Annotated in this window: 17 protein-coding genes and 2 tRNA genes; 9 read left to right on the forward strand and 10 right to left on the reverse strand. The window is 66.8% G+C overall.

The window, feature by feature from the left end:
* Positions 1–56 precede the first annotated feature (56 nt).
* The 3 genes from WS96_RS04175 to WS96_RS04185 are packed head-to-tail and all read right to left on the reverse strand — an operon-like array spanning position 57 to position 2082.
* Positions 57–1211, reverse strand: coding sequence for an enoyl-CoA hydratase/isomerase family protein (locus WS96_RS04175; RefSeq protein ID WP_059830928.1), 1155 nt, complete (start codon positions 1209–1211; stop codon positions 57–59).
* 31 nt (positions 1212–1242) lie between these two features.
* Positions 1243–1575 (reverse strand): DMT family transporter, encoded by a 333-nt coding sequence (locus WS96_RS04180; protein WP_373557168.1) that lies wholly within the window; start codon positions 1573–1575, stop codon positions 1243–1245.
* 9 nt (positions 1576–1584) lie between these two features.
* Positions 1585–2082 carry a heme-degrading domain-containing protein gene (locus WS96_RS04185; RefSeq protein ID WP_006476110.1) on the reverse strand — a complete coding sequence of 166 codons (498 nt, stop codon included), beginning with the start codon at positions 2080–2082 and terminating at the stop codon, positions 1585–1587.
* Between the two features lie 197 nt (positions 2083–2279).
* Here WS96_RS04185 and WS96_RS04190 point away from each other — a divergent pair.
* The 7 genes from WS96_RS04190 (at position 2280) to WS96_RS04220 (ending at position 7571) form a co-directional block, all read left to right on the forward strand.
* Positions 2280–2356 (forward strand) — tRNA-Met (locus WS96_RS04190).
* Between the two features lie 183 nt (positions 2357–2539).
* On the forward strand, positions 2540–3085 hold the full coding sequence (locus WS96_RS04195) for an NUDIX hydrolase (RefSeq protein ID WP_006476111.1): 546 nt from the start codon (positions 2540–2542) through the stop codon (positions 3083–3085).
* A gap of 11 nt (positions 3086–3096) precedes the next feature.
* Entirely contained in the window at positions 3097–3861 is a 765-nt protein-coding gene (gene aat, locus WS96_RS04200) for a leucyl/phenylalanyl-tRNA--protein transferase (protein ID WP_059785558.1), read from the forward strand.
* A 33-nt stretch (positions 3862–3894) separates the two neighbouring features.
* The gene (locus WS96_RS04205; protein ID WP_059830850.1) at positions 3895–4725 is read left to right on the forward strand and encodes an arginyltransferase; all 831 of its coding nucleotides are present in this window, start codon (positions 3895–3897) and stop codon (positions 4723–4725) included.
* 98 nt (positions 4726–4823) lie between these two features.
* Entirely contained in the window at positions 4824–5861 is a 1038-nt protein-coding gene (locus tag WS96_RS04210) for a quinone-dependent dihydroorotate dehydrogenase (protein ID WP_027807358.1), read from the forward strand.
* Positions 5862–5961: 100 nt separating this feature from the next.
* Positions 5962–6756 carry a cystine ABC transporter substrate-binding protein gene (locus tag WS96_RS04215; protein ID WP_059830852.1) on the forward strand — a complete coding sequence of 265 codons (795 nt, stop codon included), beginning with the start codon at positions 5962–5964 and terminating at the stop codon, positions 6754–6756.
* Between the two features lie 122 nt (positions 6757–6878).
* A complete protein-coding gene (locus WS96_RS04220) occupies positions 6879–7571 on the forward strand; it encodes an amino acid ABC transporter permease (protein ID WP_006484207.1) in 693 nt (230 codons plus the stop codon).
* A 52-nt stretch (positions 7572–7623) separates the two neighbouring features.
* Here the strand turns inward: WS96_RS04220 and WS96_RS04225 are convergent, their stop codons facing one another.
* From WS96_RS04225 to rnr, 6 genes are all read right to left on the reverse strand, one after another.
* Positions 7624–8610, reverse strand: a complete 987-nt coding sequence (locus WS96_RS04225; RefSeq protein ID WP_059830854.1) for a Gfo/Idh/MocA family protein — start codon at positions 8608–8610, stop codon at positions 7624–7626.
* Between the two features lie 98 nt (positions 8611–8708).
* A complete protein-coding gene (locus tag WS96_RS04230; RefSeq protein ID WP_006476118.1) occupies positions 8709–9425 on the reverse strand; it encodes a FadR/GntR family transcriptional regulator in 717 nt (238 codons plus the stop codon).
* A gap of 280 nt (positions 9426–9705) precedes the next feature.
* The gene (gene rpiA / locus WS96_RS04235; protein WP_059830856.1) at positions 9706–10401 is read right to left on the reverse strand and encodes a ribose-5-phosphate isomerase RpiA; all 696 of its coding nucleotides are present in this window, start codon (positions 10399–10401) and stop codon (positions 9706–9708) included.
* 92 nt (positions 10402–10493) lie between these two features.
* Entirely contained in the window at positions 10494–11366 is an 873-nt protein-coding gene (locus WS96_RS04240; RefSeq protein WP_059830858.1) for an N-acetylmuramoyl-L-alanine amidase, read from the reverse strand.
* A 118-nt stretch (positions 11367–11484) separates the two neighbouring features.
* Positions 11485–12228 (reverse strand): 23S rRNA (guanosine(2251)-2'-O)-methyltransferase RlmB, encoded by a 744-nt coding sequence (gene rlmB, locus WS96_RS04245; protein WP_034207165.1) that lies wholly within the window; start codon positions 12226–12228, stop codon positions 11485–11487.
* A gap of 148 nt (positions 12229–12376) precedes the next feature.
* Positions 12377–14848 (reverse strand): ribonuclease R, encoded by a 2472-nt coding sequence (rnr, locus tag WS96_RS04250; protein ID WP_059830859.1) that lies wholly within the window; start codon positions 14846–14848, stop codon positions 12377–12379.
* 251 nt (positions 14849–15099) lie between these two features.
* Between rnr and WS96_RS04255 the strand changes: the two genes are divergently transcribed.
* Positions 15100–15186: transfer RNA gene (locus tag WS96_RS04255), tRNA-Leu, on the forward strand.
* A gap of 227 nt (positions 15187–15413) precedes the next feature.
* Here WS96_RS04255 and WS96_RS04260 read toward each other — a convergent pair.
* Complete coding sequence (locus WS96_RS04260) at positions 15414–15986, reverse strand: ferritin-like domain-containing protein (RefSeq protein ID WP_059830861.1); 573 nt, start codon at positions 15984–15986, stop codon at positions 15414–15416.
* Positions 15987–16168: 182 nt separating this feature from the next.
* On the opposite strand from WS96_RS04260, the gene WS96_RS04265 reads away from it, so the two are divergent.
* Positions 16169–18556, forward strand: coding sequence for an AsmA family protein (locus WS96_RS04265; protein WP_059830863.1), 2388 nt, complete (start codon positions 16169–16171; stop codon positions 18554–18556).
* The last annotated feature ends 259 nt before the right edge of the window (positions 18557–18815 follow it).

Here is an 18815-nt window from a genome sequence, read left to right on the forward strand (position 1 = left end):
GCCTTTTCGTTTCTGCGTCGCGCGTCGATCGGCCGCACGGGTCGGCCCGATCGACGTCAGTCTTTCAGCTTGCGCAGCGGATGCGTATCGGCCGTCCACGGGCTGTCGAACATCGCGAGCACGTCGGCACGGTCGACGTCGGCGGCCGACTTGAAACGCCACACGGGCTCGTGATCCTTGTCGACGATCAGCGCACGCACGCCTTCGATCACGTCGCCGCGCGCGAAGGTCGAGCGCGTGAGATCGAGATCGCGCCGCAGGCAATCGGCCATCGTCGCGCCGCGCGCGCGTTCGACGACTTCGAGCGACACGGCCATCGACAGCGGCGACAGCTGCTCGCGCATCGCGTGGGCCGCCTTCTCGACCCATCCGTCGACCGCCGCGCAATCCTGCTCGGCGTCGAGCGACGCGAGGATCGCGTCGAGGTCGGGCTGCGCGAAATGCCGATCGATCCCGGCGCGCGCGTCGGCGAGCGCCGACGTGTCCGGTGTCGGCACGACCTTGTGCGCGGCGGCCGCGTCGGTCACGCAGGCGACGGCCTGCGCACCGCTGTCGAGACGCACGCCGCGCAGCGTGTCGAGCAGCGCCGGCAGCGCGGCATCGGGCAGATAGACGTCGGCGAGTTGCGCGTACAACGCGCCGGCCGCGTCGAGCGTCGCGCCCGTCACCGCGAGATAACGGCCGATCGCGCCGGGCGTACGCGCGAGGAACCAGCTCATTCCGACGTCCGGGAACAGGCCGATGCGCGTTTCGGGCATCGCCATTTTCGTCGAGTCGGTCACGACGCGCAGGCCGCCCGTATGCCGCGCCGCCTGCGAAATCCCCATGCCGCCGCCCATCACGACGCCGTGCATCAACGCGATGTACGGCTTCGGATACGTGAAGATCGCATGGTTGAGCGTGTATTCCTCGATGAAGAACGTGTCGACCGCATCGCGGTCGCCGCGCTGCCACGCGTCGTGGAAGAAGCGCACGTCGCCGCCCGCGCAGAATGCGCGCGGATGCGGGCTGTGCGCGACGACCGCGACGACGTCGGGATCGTCGCGCCACGTGTCGAGCGCCTGCTGCATCAGCCGGATCATGCCGACCGACAGCGCGTTCAACGCCTTCGGCCGGTTCAGTTCGAGAAAGCCGATGCGGTTCGCGACATACGCACGCACGTCGGGCTGGGCGGATTCGGCGGAAACGGCGGCGGAAGTGGAATCGGTCATGAAGGTCATCCGGCAAACGGCGGGCGCACGCTCAGTGCGCCTGCATCTTCGAAAACAGGTTCAGCACCACGACGCCCGAGATGATCAGCCCGAGGCCGATCACCGCCGGCACGTCCGGCACCTGGCGATAGAGCAGCATCGCGACGAGCGTGATCAGCACGATGCCGGCGCCCGACCAGACTGCATAGATGATGCCGACGGGCATCGTGCGCAACGTGAGCGACAGGCAGTAGAACGCGACGCCGTAACCGGCGACGACAAGCACCGACGGCCACAAGCGCGTGAAACCGTCCGCCGCGCGCAGCGCGGAGGTGCCGATCACTTCCGCGACGATCGCGATCGCGAGCCATGCGTAACCGGGCAGTTGCATCGCTCAGCTCCTTGCGAGGGCCAGTACCGCATAGTCGTGACCGAGCTCGGCGCACAGCGCCTCGACGACGAACTCGTGGTCCGCGCGCTGCGGCAGCCCGGACGCGGTGATCGAGCCAATCACGCCGGCGCCGGCGACGGTCAGCGGAAACGAACCGCCGTGCGACGCGTACTCCGCGACCGGCAACCCGTGCTTATCCGCGAGCGTCGCGCCGGCCTGCTGCATGCGCAGGCCGATCGCGTACGAGCTGCGGCGAAAATGCGCGACGACGTTGCGCTTGCGGCGCACCCAGTCGGCGTTGTCGGGCGTCGCGCCGGCGAGCGCCGCGTAAAACAGCGGCTGGCCGAACGTGACGATGTCGATCGCGATCGCATGACCGCGCGACGTCGCGAGCGCATGCATGCGGTTGCCGAGCGCCCATGCGCGGGCCGGGTCGAAATGGGGAAACACGAGCGCCTGTTCCTGCGCGCCGATCGATTGCAGATCGTGAGCGATGTCCATGAATCCGTCGATGCAGTAGTGAGAGTCGCAACGGCGCCGATGCGATCGCGCAGGGCCGCTGCCGGGATGACGACACAAACCGCTCGATTCTAGCGCACGTGCCTCCCCGTACCGGCCCCACCGGGGCCCGCCATCCGGTCATCACAAAACACTTGCACGCATTCTGGATAGCCCATATAATCTATTTCTTCGACGGACGCGGGGTGGAGCAGCCTGGCAGCTCGTCGGGCTCATAACCCGAAGGTCGTAGGTTCAAATCCTACCCCCGCAACCAACCGTCCAGAATTTCGCAAAAAGCCCGGCTTCGCGCCGGGCTTTTTGTTTTTGCGCGTCCGGGCGCCGCCCCCTCGTCGCGCACGCGAGCGCCGTTTCGCGCGACACGCCGCGGCATGCGCGGGCGTTCGAGAATGCCGCGGCCCGGTGATACACTCGCATCAACTCGTCCCTTCCACTCGACATGAAATTCTGCTCCGTCTGCGGTCACGAAGTCCTTGCGCGCATTCCTCCGGGCGACAACCGCGAGCGCTTCGTCTGCGATCACTGCGGCACGATCCACTATCAGAATCCGCGCAACGTCGTCGGCACGGTCCCGGTCTGGGGCGACCAGATCCTGCTGTGCCGCCGCGCGATCGAACCGCGCTACGGATTCTGGACGCTGCCGGCGGGTTTCATGGAAATGGGCGAAACGACCGCGGAAGCCGCCGCGCGCGAAACGCTCGAGGAAGCCGGCGCGCGCGTCGAGGTGCAGAACCTGTTCACGCTGCTCAACGTGCCGCACGTGCACCAGGTCCACCTGTTCTACCTTGCGCGGCTCACCGATCCGGGTTTCGAAGCCGGCGAGGAAAGCCTCGAAGTCAAACTGTTCGACGAAGCCGACATCCCGTGGGACGAGATCGCGTTCCCGACCGTCAGCCAGACGCTGCGCTTCTTCTTCGCCGATCGCGCCGCCGGCGATTACGGCGTGCACACCGGCGATATCTTCCGCTCGCTGCGCAACGGCTGAGCCCCGCACCCATGGTTCCCTGGCTCGGTCCGGACGATCCGTTTCCGTCCATCGAACGCGCGCTCGGCCCCGCGACCGGCGCCCCCGGGCTGCTCGCCGCGAGCGCCGACCTGCTGCCGTCGCGCCTCATCGACGCCTACCTGCGCGGCATCTTCCCGTGGTATTCGGACGGCCAGCCGGTGCTGTGGTGGAGCCCCGACCCGCGCATGATCCTCGTGCCGGCCGAATTCAAGGTCGCGCCGTCGCTGCGCAAGACGCTCAAGCGCGTGCTGCGCGAGCCGGAATGGGAGGTGCGCGTCGATCACGACTTTCCCGGCGTGATGCGCGCGTGCGCGCAGGCGCCGCGCCGCGGGCAGCGCGGCACCTGGATCACCGCCGAGATCATCGACGCCTATACGTCGCTCTACCGCACCGGCAACGCGCACAGCATCGAGACGTGGCACGGCGGGCGCCGCGTCGGCGGCCTCTACGGCGTCTCGTTCGGGCGGATGTTTTTCGGCGAGTCGATGTATGCGGACGTGACCGATGCGTCGAAAATCGCGCTGGCCGCGCTCGTCGCGCACCTTCGCGAGCACGGGCTGGAAATGATAGACTGCCAGCAGAATACGTCGCATCTAGCGTCGCTCGGCGGCCGCGAGATCGCACGCAAGGCCTTTGTCGCTCACGTGCGCCGCGCGGTAGCCGAACCGCCGATTCCGTGGCAGTTCGACAAGCGCGTGCTCGCCGCGCTGACGAGCCCCGCCGAAACGGCGGCGCCCTCCGGGACCGAGCGCTAGCGCGGCACTCCTTCCCTGCATCGAGAGCTGCCCATGACTCACCCGACTGAGCTGCCGCTTTCACCGCTTTCGGCGCTGCAATTCTATGCAACGGCGCCCTATCCGTGCAGCTATCTGGACGGCCGCATCGCACGCTCGCAAGTCGCGACGCCGAGCCACCTGATCAATTCCGACATCTACACCGAACTCGTGAAGGCCGGCTTCCGCCGCTCGGGCGTCTTCACGTACCGCCCGTACTGCGACGGCTGCCGCGCATGCGTGCCGGTGCGCGTGCCGGCCGGCAAGTTCGTGCCGACGCGCACGCAGCGCAGGATGTGGAAGCGGCACCGCGCGCTGGTCGCGACGGTCTCGCCGCTGCACTACGACGAAGAGCATTACGCGCTCTACATGCGCTACCAGTCCGCGCGCCACGCGGGCGGCGGCATGGATCGCGACAGCCGCGACCAGTACGAACAGTTCCTGCTGCAAAGCCGGATCAATTCGCGCCTCGTCGAATTCCGCGACCTCGACGCACCAGGCGGCGAACCCGGCAAGCTGCGGATGGTCAGCATGATCGACATCCTCGGCGACGGGCTGTCGTCGGTGTACACGTTCTTCGAGCCCGACGAGCGGCACACGAGCTACGGCACCTACAACATCCTGTGGCAGATCGAACAGGCGAAGACCCTCGGGCTGCCCTACGTCTACCTCGGCTACTGGATCCGCGAGAGCCCGAAGATGGCCTACAAGGCGAACTTCCATCCGCTCGAAGGCCTGATCGACGGGCGCTGGAAGGCGCTCGACCCCGAACGGGTCGACCTGCCGCCCGTCGACGCGGCGCTCGCGCGCGCGCCGTTGCCGGGCGGACATTCGGGCACGGGCTGACGCGCGTCGCGGCGGCTACGGAGCGAAGCACGCCCGTGCCGTGCAACTCCCGGTAAAATAGCGGGTTGTCATTCATTTCGGCTGCCCGCCCCATTCCCGTGTTCAGTTCCCTCTACCCGCTGGCCCGCGCATCCCTGTTCAAAATGGATGCGGAAGACGCTCACCACCTTACGCTGCGCGCGCTCGGCGCGGCCGGCCGCACGGGCCTCGCCTGTGCGCTGTCGGCCCGCGTGCCCGACGCGCCACGCACCGTGATGGGGCTCACGTTCCGCAATCCGGTCGGCCTCGCGGCCGGCCTCGACAAGGATGGCGCGGCCATCGACGGCCTCGCGGCGCTCGGTTTCGGCTTCATCGAGGTCGGCACGGTCACGCCGCGCCCGCAGCCCGGCAATCCGCGCCCGCGGATGTTCCGGCTGCCGCAGGCCGAAGCACTGATCAACCGGATGGGCTTCAACAACCACGGCGTCGACCAGTTCGTGAAGAACGTCCAGGCCGCCCGCTACCGCGGCATCCTCGGCCTGAACATCGGCAAGAACGCCGACACGCCGATCGAGCGCGCGGCCGAGGATTATCTGTACTGCCTCGAGCGCGTGTACCCGTTCGCGAGCTACGTGACGATCAACATCTCGTCGCCGAACACCAAGAACCTGCGCCAGTTGCAGGGCGCGGGCGAACTCGACGCGCTGCTCGCCGCGCTGAAGGACAAGCAGCAGCGCCTCGCCGACCTGCACGGCAAGCTCGTGCCGCTCGCGCTGAAGATCGCGCCCGACCTCGACGACGAACAGGTCAAGGAAATCGGCGACACGCTGCTGCGCCACAAGATCGAAGCGGTCATCGCCACCAATACGACGCTGTCGCGCGCGGCCGTCCAGGGCCTGCCGCACGCGGACGAAGCCGGCGGCCTGTCGGGCCGCCCGGTGTTCGATGCGTCGAACGAAGTGATCCGCAAGCTGCACGCGGAAGTCGGCAACGACGTGCCGATCATCGGCGTCGGCGGCATTTTCTCGGGCGAGGACGCCCGTGCGAAGCTGGCGGCCGGCGCGGCGCTCGTCCAGCTCTATACCGGCTTCATCTATCGCGGCCCGGCACTCGTGTCGGAGTGCGTGAAGGCGATTGCCCGCGAACGCAGCGCGTAATATAGTCATAAGCAAACGATATTTAGATAGCGATAGCATTTTTGCTATCATCGACCTCACTATCCGAATCATTGACCCGGACAGGGCAAGGACACTCACGATGAAATTTTCGCTGCTGAAGAAGCTGCTGGTTGCCGGCGTAATCGGCATGTCGTTCGCTGCGGCAACCGCGCATGCGGCCGACCTCCTCGATCAGGTCAAGCAACGCGGCACGCTGCGCGTCGGCCTCGAAGGCACGTTCCCGCCGTTCAACTCGAAGAGTCCGCAAGGGGAGCTCGTCGGCTTCGACGTCGACATCGCGAAGGCCGTCGCAGCGAAGCTCGGCGTGAAGGCCGAATTCGTGACGACCGAATGGAGCGGCATCATCGCGGGCCTGCAGGCCGGCAAATTCGACGTGATCGCCAACCAGGTCGGCATCACCGACAAGCGCAAGGAAACGCTCGACTTCTCGCCAGCGTACACGTACTCGTCCGCGCAGCTGATCCAGCGCAAGGACGACACGCGCCAGTTCAAGTCGTTGGAAGACCTGAAGGGCAAGAAGCTCGGCGTCGCGCTCGGCACGAACTACATGGACATGGCGAAATCGGTGCCGGGCATCGACGTGAAGACGTACCCGGGCGCGCCCGAGTACCTGCGCGATCTCGCGGCCGGCCGCCTCGACGCGGCGCTCAACGACCGCCTGATGCTCGCGTACCTGACGAAGAATTCCGATCTGCCGTTGCGCCCGGGCGCGAACGTCGGCTCGGCGAACCCGTCGGGCATCCCGTTCAAGAAGGGCAACCCGAAGTTCCAGAAGGCAATCGACGACGCGATGGCGCAACTCGAGGCCGACGGCACGTTCACGAAGATCTCCGACAAGTGGTTCGGCATCGACGTGACGAAACCGATCAAGTAAGCACGCCTGCATTTCCCGCCCGACGGCGGGCCGGAAAGGGCGGCATCCGCAACGATGCCGCCCTTTGTTTTATCGGTCCGGTTTATGATTGCGCTTTCGCGCACGCATTCGCTTCGTATTCCATGTCGACAACGTCCCTGCTCGTCCAATCGCTGCCGGTGCTCGCCCAGGGTGCCGTACTGACCGTCAAGTTCGCCGTGCTGTCGATGGTGTTCGGCCTGCTTGGCGCCGTCGTGCTCGCGATGATGGGCATCCGGCAAAGCGAAGCGCTCGACGGCTTCGAGCGCATCTGGGTCAACGCGCTCGCGTGGCTGGCACGCGCGTACGTGAGCCTGATGCGCGGCACGCCGCTGCTCGTGCAGATCTTCGTCATCTATTACGGGCTGCCGAGCCTCGGCATCTCGCTCGACCCGACGCCGGCCGGCGTGATCGCGCTGTCCGCGAACGTCGCGGCCTACATGTCGGAAAGCATGCGCGGCGCGATCAACGGGATCGCGCGCGGCCAGTGGCTCGCCGCGTACAGCCTCGGGCTGTCGTGGGGGCAGACGCTGCGCTACGTGATCGGCCCGCAGGCGCTGCGCATCGCGGTGCCGAGCCTGTCGAACAGCCTGATCAGCCTGATCAAGGACACGTCGCTCGTGTCGGTGATCACCGTGACCGAACTGCTGCGCAGCGCGCAGGAAGTGATCGCGGCGACCTATCAGCCGCTGCCGCTCTATCTCGCCGCCGCGGCCGTGTACTGGATCCTGTGCCAGATTCTCGAATGGGTACAGCGCTGGTACGAAAAGCGCCTGTCGCTGCCGTCGCGGCACTGAGCCGCGCAATTGCACCGGGCCGCGCTCGCGGGCCCGGCACCCGCCTTGCCGCTTACTCGCCCGAATAACGCACGCCGAGCACGGCGCGCGCCGCGTCGGTCATCGCGATTATCTGCCGCGAATGGTCGTGCGTCATGATCGGGCTTTCGATCTCGCCCGCGCGCAGCAGGTCGCAGAAATGCGCGGTTTCGTAGTTCAGCCCGCCGCCGTCGACCGGCGCGTCGAGCTCGACGGTGCGCCCGTCCGCGTAGCGGATCGTCGCCCGCGCGGGGTTCCACCACTTCTCGTGAATCGTCACGTGGCCGCCCGCCGCGGCGATCAGCGCGTCGCCGCGCCCCATCACGTCGAGGCCGCAAAAGAGCTGCGCGATCCCGCCGTTCGCATGCACGCTGTTCAGGCTCGCGAACAGGTCGACACCCGTCGCGCCGACGCGGCCGAGCGTCTGCACGTCGCGCGCCGCGCCGAGCCAGTCGACGGCAAGGAACGCCTCGTAGATGCCGATATCGAGCAGCGCGCCGCCCGCGCGATCGAGCCGATAGACGGAATGGTCCGCCGGCACCGACGACGATGCGCAGCCGGCCCGCACGAGCCGGATCTCGCCGATCGGATCGTCACGCAGATGCGCGCGTAACTGACGGTACAGCGGGAAGAATGGCGGCTTCATCGCCTCCATGAAGAGCCGCCCGGCATCGCGCGCCACGTGCAGCACCGTGTCGAGCTGCACGGCGTTCAGCGCCGCGGGCTTCTCGCACAGCACGGCCTTGCCGGCGGCCAATGCGGCCAGCGTGTACTGCGCGTGACTGTCATGGAGCGTCGCGATGTAGATCGCGTCGATATCGCTCGCGAGGAGCGCGTCGAGGCGCGCGGCAGGCACGCCGCCGTATGTCTCGCAGAAGGCGGCCGCTGCGTCGGCGCGGCGGGCCCAGACGCCGGCGAGCGTGGCGCCCGGCACGTGCGCGAGGCTTTGCGCGAAGCGGCGCGCAATGCTGCCCGCGCCGACGATGCCGAAGCGCACCGGGCGATGGTCGTTGTCGTTCATCCTGATCTTCCGTGTCGGTCGTATGACGGTTGCCGGCACGCTGCCGGCCGGCCGTCATGATAAACGGCCCGGCACACGGATGAGCGATACGCGCGGCGTCAGGCACGCACCGGCACGTCGACCGAGAAATCGCGCGAAATCTCGTCCGCGCTGAAATCGATCAGCGCGAGCGAGGCCGCTTCGGCTTCGCGCGGGTCGCGCCGTTCGATCGCATCGACGACGCGCGCATGCGCCTTCACCGCGATGTCGTGCGCGCCTTCCTTCTGCACGACGCGCGGATTCACGAGACGCACTGCCCCGCGCACGATCGCCGCCATCTGCTGGAAGAACTGGTTGCCGCTCGCCTGGACGATCCGCGTATGCAGCAACTCGTCCGCCGTGTCGTAGCCGGGGTCGCCCGGCTGCAGCACCTTGAACGCATCGAACGCTTCGCGAATGCCCGCGATGTCGGCCGCCGTCGCGCGCACCGCCGCCTGCGCGGTCGCGCGTGGTTCGATCAGCATCCGGAATTCGATGACGTCGCGCATGAACTGCGGATCGGGCTTCGCCCGAAATCGCCAGCTCACGACGTCTTCGTCGATCATCCGCCAGTCGCGCATCGGCCGCACGCGCGTACCGACTTTCGGACGCACGTCGAGCATGTCGCGCGCAAGCAACATCGACAACGCTTCCCGCATCACCGTGCGGCTCACGTCGAACTCCTTCGACAGCACGTCCTGTGGCGGCAAGATGCCGCCGTACTTGTCTTCGACGATACCCGCGACAAGCCCATCCATCACTTTGGCGACCAGTGACCGGTCTTTGCCCTGCTCCATGACACCTCCCCGTGCGTCGATTTGCGAACACCTGCTCCGCAGTTCCGCCGGCCCTGGTTACTACTGTTCTTATGATCTATAAGTTGATGAGTTCGACGATATTTCGCTATCTGGTAAACACCTGACAGGGTTATCCCTCTTTTGAACGAGGTGATTTATACGGCTAAAAAAAAGGCCCGGGAAGCGCGTCGCGCCTGCCGGACCCCGGTTTCCACAAGATTTATATATCCAATCCGTGACGGCGGATAGCGCGCCGTTACGGACTGCTTCTCATTCAGATTCAGCCAGCCGGATAAACGATCGTTTCAACGCCGTTTTCCGTGCCGAGCAAGCACAGATTCGCGCCGCGCTCGGCGAACAGGCCGACCGTCACGACGCCCGGCCAGGCGTTCACCTGCGCTTCGAAACCGCGCGGATCGGCGATCTGCAGGCCCTTCACGTCGATGATCTCGTTACCGTTGTCCGTGATGTAGGGCGCGCCGTCCTTCGTCACGCGCAGCACGGGCACGCCGCCGAGCGCGGTCACGCGCCGGCCGATCGCCGTGCGCGCCATCGGCACGACCTCGATCGGCAGCGGGAATGCGCCGAGCACCGGCACGCGCTTGCTGGCGTCGGCGATACAGACGAACGTGTCGGCCACCGACGCGACGATCTTCTCGCGCGTCAGCGCGCCGCCGCCGCCCTTGATCATCGCGCCGCTCGCGTCGATCTCGTCGGCGCCGTCGACGTACACCTGAAGCGACTCGATCTCGTTCAGGTCGAACACCTTGATGCCGTGCGATTTCAGGCGTTCGGTCGTGGCGACCGAGCTGGACACGGCGCCGCGATAGCGCGTTTTGACGGCGGCGAGCGCGTCGATGAAGCAGTTGGCGGTCGAGCCGGTGCCGACACCGATCACCGCACCTTCGGGTACGTTCTGGATCACGTAATCGGCGGCGGCTTGGCCGACGAGGCGTTTGAGTTCGTCTTGAGTCATGGCGTGGTAATGCTGCGGGATTGCGGAAAACCGCCAGTTTACCGGAGTCGGCGCACGGTCCCGCGTTTTTCCGCGGGCGATGCGCCGCGTATTCAGCGCGTGTCGGCGGCCGGCGCGGGGTCCGCCGCTTGCGTGCCGGGGAAGTACTTGTCGAGCAGCGCCTGCGCGATCGCGTCGCTTTCCGCGTCCGGGTTGCCCGCGTAGTCGGACGGCCGGAAATGCATCTGGAACGCCGCGAACACGCGCCGCGTGCGCATGTCGAGCACGCCGTCGGTCGGCACGTCGTAGCCGTAGCGCGCGAGCTTGAGCTGCAGTTCGCGCACGTCGACCGGCGCGTGCGGATCGCGGCCGCCGAGCCGTGCGGCGACGGTCGCGTCGTCCGGCCATGCGCCGACGCCGGCTTGCGCGAGCGCATGCCACGGGAACAGCGGCCCGGGATCGATCTTGCGTTGCGGTGCGATGTCGCTGTGCCCGACCACGCGCGTCGGCGCAATTCCGTAGCGCGCGACGATGTCCTTCGACAGGCGGATCAGCGCGTCGACCTGTTCGGGCGGATACGGCTGCCAGGTGCGCTGCTGCGGATCGAGCGGGCCGCGGTTCACGTTCTCGATGCCGATCGACACCGCGTTCAGCTCGGTCGTGCCCTGCCACTCGCTGATACCCGCGTGCCACGCGCGCCGCGCTTCCGGAACGAGCTGGTAGACGACGGGCATCCCACGCTCGGTGCGCGGCTGCGGCGGGATGACGTAATGCACGCTGACCGACTCGCCGGTCAGCGTGCGCAGCGATTTCGCCTCGTCGCTTTCGGTGTAATGCATCACGAGAAAGCGGACCCGCGAATCGGCGCCGCGCGCATGCAGGCTCGTGTCGGCGTAGTAGGCGCCGCGATCGACGAGCGTCGGCGACGTACAGGCCGCCAGCAGGCCGAGCACGGCGCAGGAGACGCCGACACGGAACAGGGTCATCGGTCTCGGATTCCGGAGAGCTTGCATCGGCGCACGCGTCGTTCGGGTCATTCGATGCCCGCGCATCGCGCGCGGGACGGGCCGGCCCCCGGATCAGCCTCGGGGGGCAGCCTCGGGGTCAGCCCTTCACGCGCCGCTGGCGCACGGCCTCGTACAGACACACGCCGCTCGCGACCGACACGTTCAGGCTTTCCACGCTGCCGGCCATCGGGATGCTCATCACTTCGTCGCAGGTGTCGCGCGTGAGCCGGCGCATGCCTTCGCCTTCCGCGCCCATCACGAGCGCAACCGGGCCGTCGAGCTTCGTTTCGTAGAGCGTCGCCGGCGCCTCGTCCGACGTGCCGATGATCCATACGCCGGCTTCCTTCAGCTCGCGCAGCGCGCGGGCGAGGTTCGTCACCGTGATGTACGGCACCGTATCGGCCGCGCCGCTCGCCACCTTGGCCGCGGTCGCGTTCAGGCCGACCGCCCGGTCGCGCGGCGCGATCACCGCGTGCGCGCCGGCCGAATCGGCGACCCGCAGGCACGCGCCGAGGTTGTGCGGATCGGTGACGCCGTCGAGCACGAGCAGCAGCGCAGGCCCGTTGATGCCGTCGAGCAGCTCGGACAGGTTCTGCGCGAGCGGCATGTCCTCGACGCGCGCGACGACGCCCTGGTGGCGCTCGGTATGCGCGAGGCCCCACAGGCGCGTTTCGTCGGCTGCGATCAGCCGCACGCCCGCTTCCTTCGCGGCGTGCAGGAACTCCTGCATGCGGCGGTCGCGGCGCGTCTGGTCGTACAGCACCTCCGCCACCGTCGATGCATCGTGCCGCATACGTGCGGTCACCGCATGAAAACCGTAAAGAACCTTCAGACGTGACATGACTGGAACAACCTTCGATCAAACGTGCGACCGCGCGACGTGCGCAGCCGCGATCCATGGAAAAGGAAAGCGCCGCGTGGCCGGCCGATGACCGGTGACGCGGCGTCTCTCGATACTGCAGGGCGTGCGCTTGCGCCGCCCCGAACGCTCAATACTTCTTGCGGGCGCGGGCCTTCTTCGCGGCCGGCTTCGCCGGCGCGCCGCCGCCGCCGCCCTTCTTCTTCGCGGCGCCACGCGCGGCGCGCGCTTCCTTCACCGCGACGCTCGGCGCGCTCGCGGCCGTCTTGCGGCGCGGCACGGTTTCCTCCGCCGGCGGCAGCGCACGCACGCGCGGGCCGCTGCCGTTGCGATCGACGCCGGCAGCCGGCGCGGGCGACGGCCGCGGCGCCTTCACCGGCGTATCGCGCACGAGGCGGAAATCGATCTTGCGCGCGTCGAGATCGACGCGGCTCACCTGCACGCGCACGCGATCCGACAGGCGATAGCGGATGCCCGTGCGTTCGCCGCGCAGCTCGTTCTTGATCTCGTCGTACTGGAAGTAGTCCGAGCCGAGCTCCGTCACGTGCACGAGCCCTTCGATGAACAGCGTGTCGAGCTGCACGAAGATGCCGAACGACGTCACGCCGTTCACCATCCCGCCGTACTCCTCGCCGAGCTTGTCGCGCATGAAGTAGCACTTGAGCCACGCTTCGACGTCGCGCGACGCTTCGTCCGCGCGGCGTTCGTTCGCCGAGCAGTGCAGGCCGAGCTCCTCCCAGATCGCCGTGTTCGAACGCGAGCGGCCGCGCGCTTCGTCGTCGGCCTGCTGCATCGCGCGGGCGCGCGGCGACAGCGCGGTATTCAGCTCGAAGCCTTCCGGCGCCTTCGGCACGTACTTCTTGCCCGACAGGATCGCGTAGATCGCGCGGTGCGTGAGCAGGTCCGGATAACGGCGGATCGGGCTCGTGAAGTGCGCGTATGCCTCGTACGCGAGACCGAAGTGGCCGATGTTGTCCGGGCTGTAGACGGCCTGCTGCATCGAGCGCAGCAGCATCGGCTGCAGCATCTGCGCGTCCGGCCGGTCGCGGATCTGCGCCATCAGCGCCGCGTAGTCGCTCGCATGCGGCTTGTCGCCGCCGCCGAGCGACAGACCCATGCCGCGCAGGAACGCGCGCAGGTTCTCCAGCTTCTCCGGCGTCGGCCCCGCGTGCACGCGGTACAGGCCCGGATGCTTGTTGCGCTTCAGGAAATCGGCCGCGCAGACGTTCGCGGCCAGCATGCATTCCTCGATCAGCTTGTGCGCGTCGTTGCGCTGACGCGGCACGATCTGCTCGATCTTGCCCTGCGAATTGCAGACGATGTAGGTCTCGGTCGTGTCGAAGTCGATCGCACCGCGCTTTTGCCGCGCGGCGAACAGCGACTTGTAGACGCCGTACAGATCCTGCAGGTGCGGCAGCAGATCGGCGCGGCGCGCAGCCTCCGGCCCCTTCGTATTCGACAGCACGGCCGCGACTTCGGTGTACGTCAGGCGCGCCGCCGAATGGATCACGGCCGGATAGAACTGGTATGCCTTGATCTCGCCGCGCGCGGTGATCACCATGTCGCACGCGAGCACGCAGCGATCGACCTGCGGATTCAGCGAACAGAGGCCGTTCGACAGCTTCTCCGGCAGCATCGGGATCACACGGCGCGGGAAGTAGACCGACGTGCTGCGCTCGAGCGCGTCGGCATCGAGCCCGCTACCCGGCTGGACGTAGTGCGACACGTCGGCGATCGCGACGATCAGCCGGAAGCCGTCGCCGCGGCCGACCTTGACCGGCTCGCAGTAGACGGCGTCGTCGAAGTCGCGGGCGTCCTCGCCGTCGATCGTCACGAGCGGCACGTCGCGCAGGTCGACGCGAAAACGCAGGTCGGCCGGCCGCACCTTGTCGGGCAGCGCGGCGGCTTCGTCGAGCGCCGGCTGGCTGAATTCGTGCGGCACGCCGTACTTGCGCACCGCGATTTCGATTTCCATGCCCGGATCGTCGATATCGCCGAGCACTTCGACGACGCGGCCGAGCGGCTGCGAATGGCGGCTCGGGAAATCGGTCAGCTCGACGACGACGACCTGCCCGACCTTCGCCTTCTTCACGTTCTGCGTGATCAGGATGTCGTGGCCGATGCGCTTGTCTTCCGGCGCGACGATCAGCGCGCCGTTCTCGTTCAGCAGGCGCCCGATCACGCGCTTGTTCGCGCGCTCGGTGACTTCGACGACATGCCCTTCGGGCCGGCCGCGGCGATCGTAGCCGACGATCCGCGCGAGCACGCGGTCGTTGTGCATCACCTTCTGCATTTCGCCGTTCGGCAAAAACAGGTCGTCCTGGCCGTCGTCGCGGATCACGAACCCGTAGCCGTCGCGATGCCCCTGCACACGTCCCGCGACGAAATTCGACGGATGGGTCAACTGGTAATGGCCGCGCTTGTCGAGGCGGATCTGGCCGTCGCGCTCCATCGCGGCGACACGCCGGAAGAACCCCTCGCGCTCCTGACGCTTGATCGACAGGGCTTCGGCGATGTCGTTGGCGGCCAGCGGCGCGTCGCTCGTACGCAGCACGCCGAGAATCTCTTCACGGCTCGGAATGGGGTACGGATATTTGCTCAAGGGTTTGTCGATGATTGTTCTCGTTGCGTTGACCGATGGTGCACGGCATCAACATAGAGGTGTCCGTCCGAGACAGTTCTATATTGACGGCGGCGGGTCATTCTATCACCCGCCCGTGTCGCCAAATGACGGGAATGCCGCGGCCGCGCACGGCGGCGGCCGGTTTGCGATGCATCGCAAAAAGATGTTGACAGGAATAATTGGGGCGCTATAATTTCGCTTCTTTGCAGCAAGCAGCTACTGCAAAACGTGCCCAGGTGGCGGAATTGGTAGACGCACTAGGTTCAGGTCCTAGCGGTGGCAACATCGTGGAGGTTCGAGTCCTCTCCTGGGCACCATCTGTTTTTGAAAAGGTCGGCTTCTAGCCGGCCTTTTTTCATTTCGAGCTCGGGAAACACCGCGCCCGCCCACTTTGTGCGAAGGCTCGCAGGCCCCGCGCCTCCCGGCGCGCCCGGGTGCAGAAAACATTCTCGCGGGAAGCACCGCCCGACCGGACGCCCTTCCCGCGCCTGTCGCCCCGCCCGCAGGCGTTGCCTGGGTTCCCCGGCGCGACGTCTTCAACGGACTATCCGCGCCCCTGGAGCAGATCGGCCATATCGTCGGCATGCTCTTCCTCGACCGCGAGAATCTCCTCGAACAGCCGGCGCGTCGTGACATCCTTCTCGCCGAGGTAGCGGATGATCTCCCGATACGTATCGATGGCAATCCGCTCGGCGACCAGATTCTCGCCGATCATGCTGGTCAGGTTCGTGCCTTCCCGGTACTCCGAATGCGCACGCGTTTTCAGGCCGTCCGGCGCGAAATCGGGTTCGCCGCCGAGCTGCACGATGCGCTCGGCGATCCGGTCGGCGTGCTCCTGCTCTTCGGTCGCATGCTGCGCGAATTCCTGCGCCACGGCTTCCGAATTGATGCCTCTGGCCATGAAGTAATGCCGCTTGTAACGCAGCGTGCAGACGATCTCGGTCGCCAGCGCGTCATTGAGCAGCTTCAGCACCTTGGTGCGGTCCGCGCCGTACGTTTGCGTGACCGGGCCGTCCGACATGTGCTTGCGCGCGTCCTCGCGAATTTTCTTGAGGTCCAGTACGAACGGGTCGCTGGATTCGGGTATGGCGTCATGGGTTGCAGGTGATTTCGTCATCGATCTGCTCCTTTATCCGGTAAGAAAATCTGCTGCCCGATGTGGACAGCAAAATCGATACCTGCTCGGTACTGCTCGATCGTCCCGCAACGCATGGGCCCGCTCGCGGTACGGCGATTGCTGCCTTCGTGCCGAAGGCCGGCCCGTGAGGGGGCCGGACCACCAACCTCAAGACCTTCGCCATGGCTCCACTGAACGCGTCCGGAATGACGATCGCCAGAATGGCAGGCAAAGTCGTTGCGTGGCTCGTCGCAGTACTGATCATTCTGATCGCGGCGATCGCGCTGTTCATTTTCACGTTCGACTGGAACCGGGCGCGGCCCATGGTCGACGACAAGGTGAGCGCCGCGATCGGTCGTACGTTCACGATCAACGGCGACCTGACCGTGAGCTGGCATCGCGCCAGCGGCGAAACCGGCTGGCGCGCGTGGATTCTTTGGCCGACCTTTGCAGCGCGAAACATCACGATCGCGAACCCGGACTGGACGAAACAGCGCTACTTCGCCACGCTCGACGAAATCGACTTCCAGGTGAAGCTGCTTCCGCTGCTCACGCACGACATCGTCATTCCGACCATCAACCTGGTGCGTCCTTCCATCGACCTCGAACGCGTCGCCGATGGACGAAACAACTGGACCTTCAAGCTCAAGTCCTCCGCGCACCCGCTCGAGTGGAAGCTCGACCTGCACGACATTCGGCTCGACCAGGGCAACATCGCGCTGTCCGACCAGCCACAAGACGTGGCGATGCAGGCGACGGTCAATACGCTCGGTCATGCGATCCCGATCGGCGAAGTCCTGAAGCAACAGGAAAACAAGTCGCGCAGCGCGTCGGCCGACGTGGTCGGCAAGCGCGGCGCGCAAAAACTGAGCACGCAGGCGCAAGCGGCGGCATCTGCGGCATCGGCGGCGTCGGCGTCGGCGTCGGCGGCATCGGCGGCATCCGGCGTATCGGCAGCGCCGACCATGCCCGGAAGCCCCGCTTCTGCCGGCCAACCGCCCGCAAGCGGAACGGCTGCCGCCGTCACGCAACCGACGAGCGAGCCGCAATACGGCATCGGCTGGACAGCGACAGGCAGCTACAAGCATTCGGCGCTGTCGGGCAGCGGCAAGCTCGGCGGCGTGCTCGCGCTGCAGGACGCGTCGCGGCCCGTCCCGGTACAGGCCGACGTCAAGGCGGGCGACCTGCATGTTTCATTGGTCGGGACCGTCACCGACCCCGCCCATCTGGCTGCCGTCGATTTGCGCCTGTGGCTGCAAGGCTCGAGCCTCGATCGCCTGTATCCATTGACGGGCATCACGCTCCCCCAGACCCCGCCCTATGCCACGGAGGGTCATCTGACGGGCAACATCAAAGCCGGCGGCAGCGTGTTCCGTTATGAAAAATTTTCAAGCCGCGTGGGCGGCAGCGATCTCGACGGCACGCTGATCTATACGCAGCGCGCACCGCGACCGCTGCTCACGGGCGAGGTGGTCTCGAATCTGCTGCAGTTCAAGGATCTGGCACCGGTGGTCGGCGCGGACAGCAACGCGAGCAAGGCCAGACGCGGCAACACCGCGCGTCAGCCGCCGAACAAGGCCCTGCCTGTCGAGGGCTTCAGGACCGAGCGCTGGAAGGCGATCGATGCCGACGTGAAATTCACGGGCCGCCGCATCGTCAAGGATCCGGCGCTGCCCATTACGGATCTGTACACGCACATCGTGATGATCGATGGCGTGCTGTCGCTGGAGCCGCTCAAGTTCGGCGTCGCGGGTGGCTCGATCGCATCGGACCTTCATCTCGACGGCCGCGAGCGGCCGCTCAAGGCGCGCGCGTCGACGCGCGTGCGCCATCTCAAGCTCAAGCAGCTGCTGCCCACCGTGAAGACGATGCAAAGCGCGCTCGGCGAAGTCAATGGCGACGCGCAGTTGTCCGCGACCGGCAACACGCCGGCGGCGCTCGCGGCCAGCGCCAACGGCGAGGTGAAGCTGCTCGTTACCGACGGCGTGCTGAGCCGACTGCTCATGGAAGCCGCGGGCCTGAACGTCGCGAATGTCGTCTACGAAAAGCTGTATGGCGATCGCACCGTGCACATCAACTGCGCGGCCGCCGATTTCGTCGTCACCGATGGCGTGCTCGATTCGCATGCGTTCGCACTCGACACGGACGACGCCGTCATCAACATCGACGGCAAGGTGAACATGAAGAACGAAACGATGGATCTCGGCGTCCACCCGCACACGAAGGGCTTTCGCATTTTCACGCTGCGCTCGCCGCTCTACGTCAAGGGTACCTTCAAGAATCCGCACGTCGGCGTGAACCCGACCGCGCTCGCGCTACGCGGCGGCGCGATGGTCGGCCTCGGCATCGTCAATCCGTTCGCCGCGCTGATTCCGCTGATCGCGCCGAGCAACAACAAACCGCTGCCGTGCCAGCAACTGATCGCGGCGATGCAGTCGCAGCAACCGACCGCCCCGCCGCCGGGCCAACGCAAGAAGGCCAAAGGACTGCGCCTGCCGCCGGGCACGCCGGTCGGGGACGCGACTCGTTCCGCCGTCCTCGGCATGCCGTTACCCAAGACAACGCGCTGACTCCCGCTGTTGCACCGGTCGTCCTTCCGCCCGAACCCGGAACGACTGAAGACCGGCCGCCGGGCACGGCCGACCATTGCGCGTCGGGGAAATTCAATGCCCGCCATTGCCGGCTACCGCAACGGGGCGACTGGAGTGGCAATCGCCCGGCCTGACGGCCAGACTCCGCAGCGAGTCAGGAACCGGCCGACCATGCGCAGTCGGTACCGTGCATGTCGGGCCGCGGCGACCCGGACGATCTCGTCGCCACCATCGCGGT

Source organism: Burkholderia sp. MSMB1835 (assembly GCF_001526365.1).
Lineage (GTDB): Bacteria > Pseudomonadota > Gammaproteobacteria > Burkholderiales > Burkholderiaceae > Burkholderia.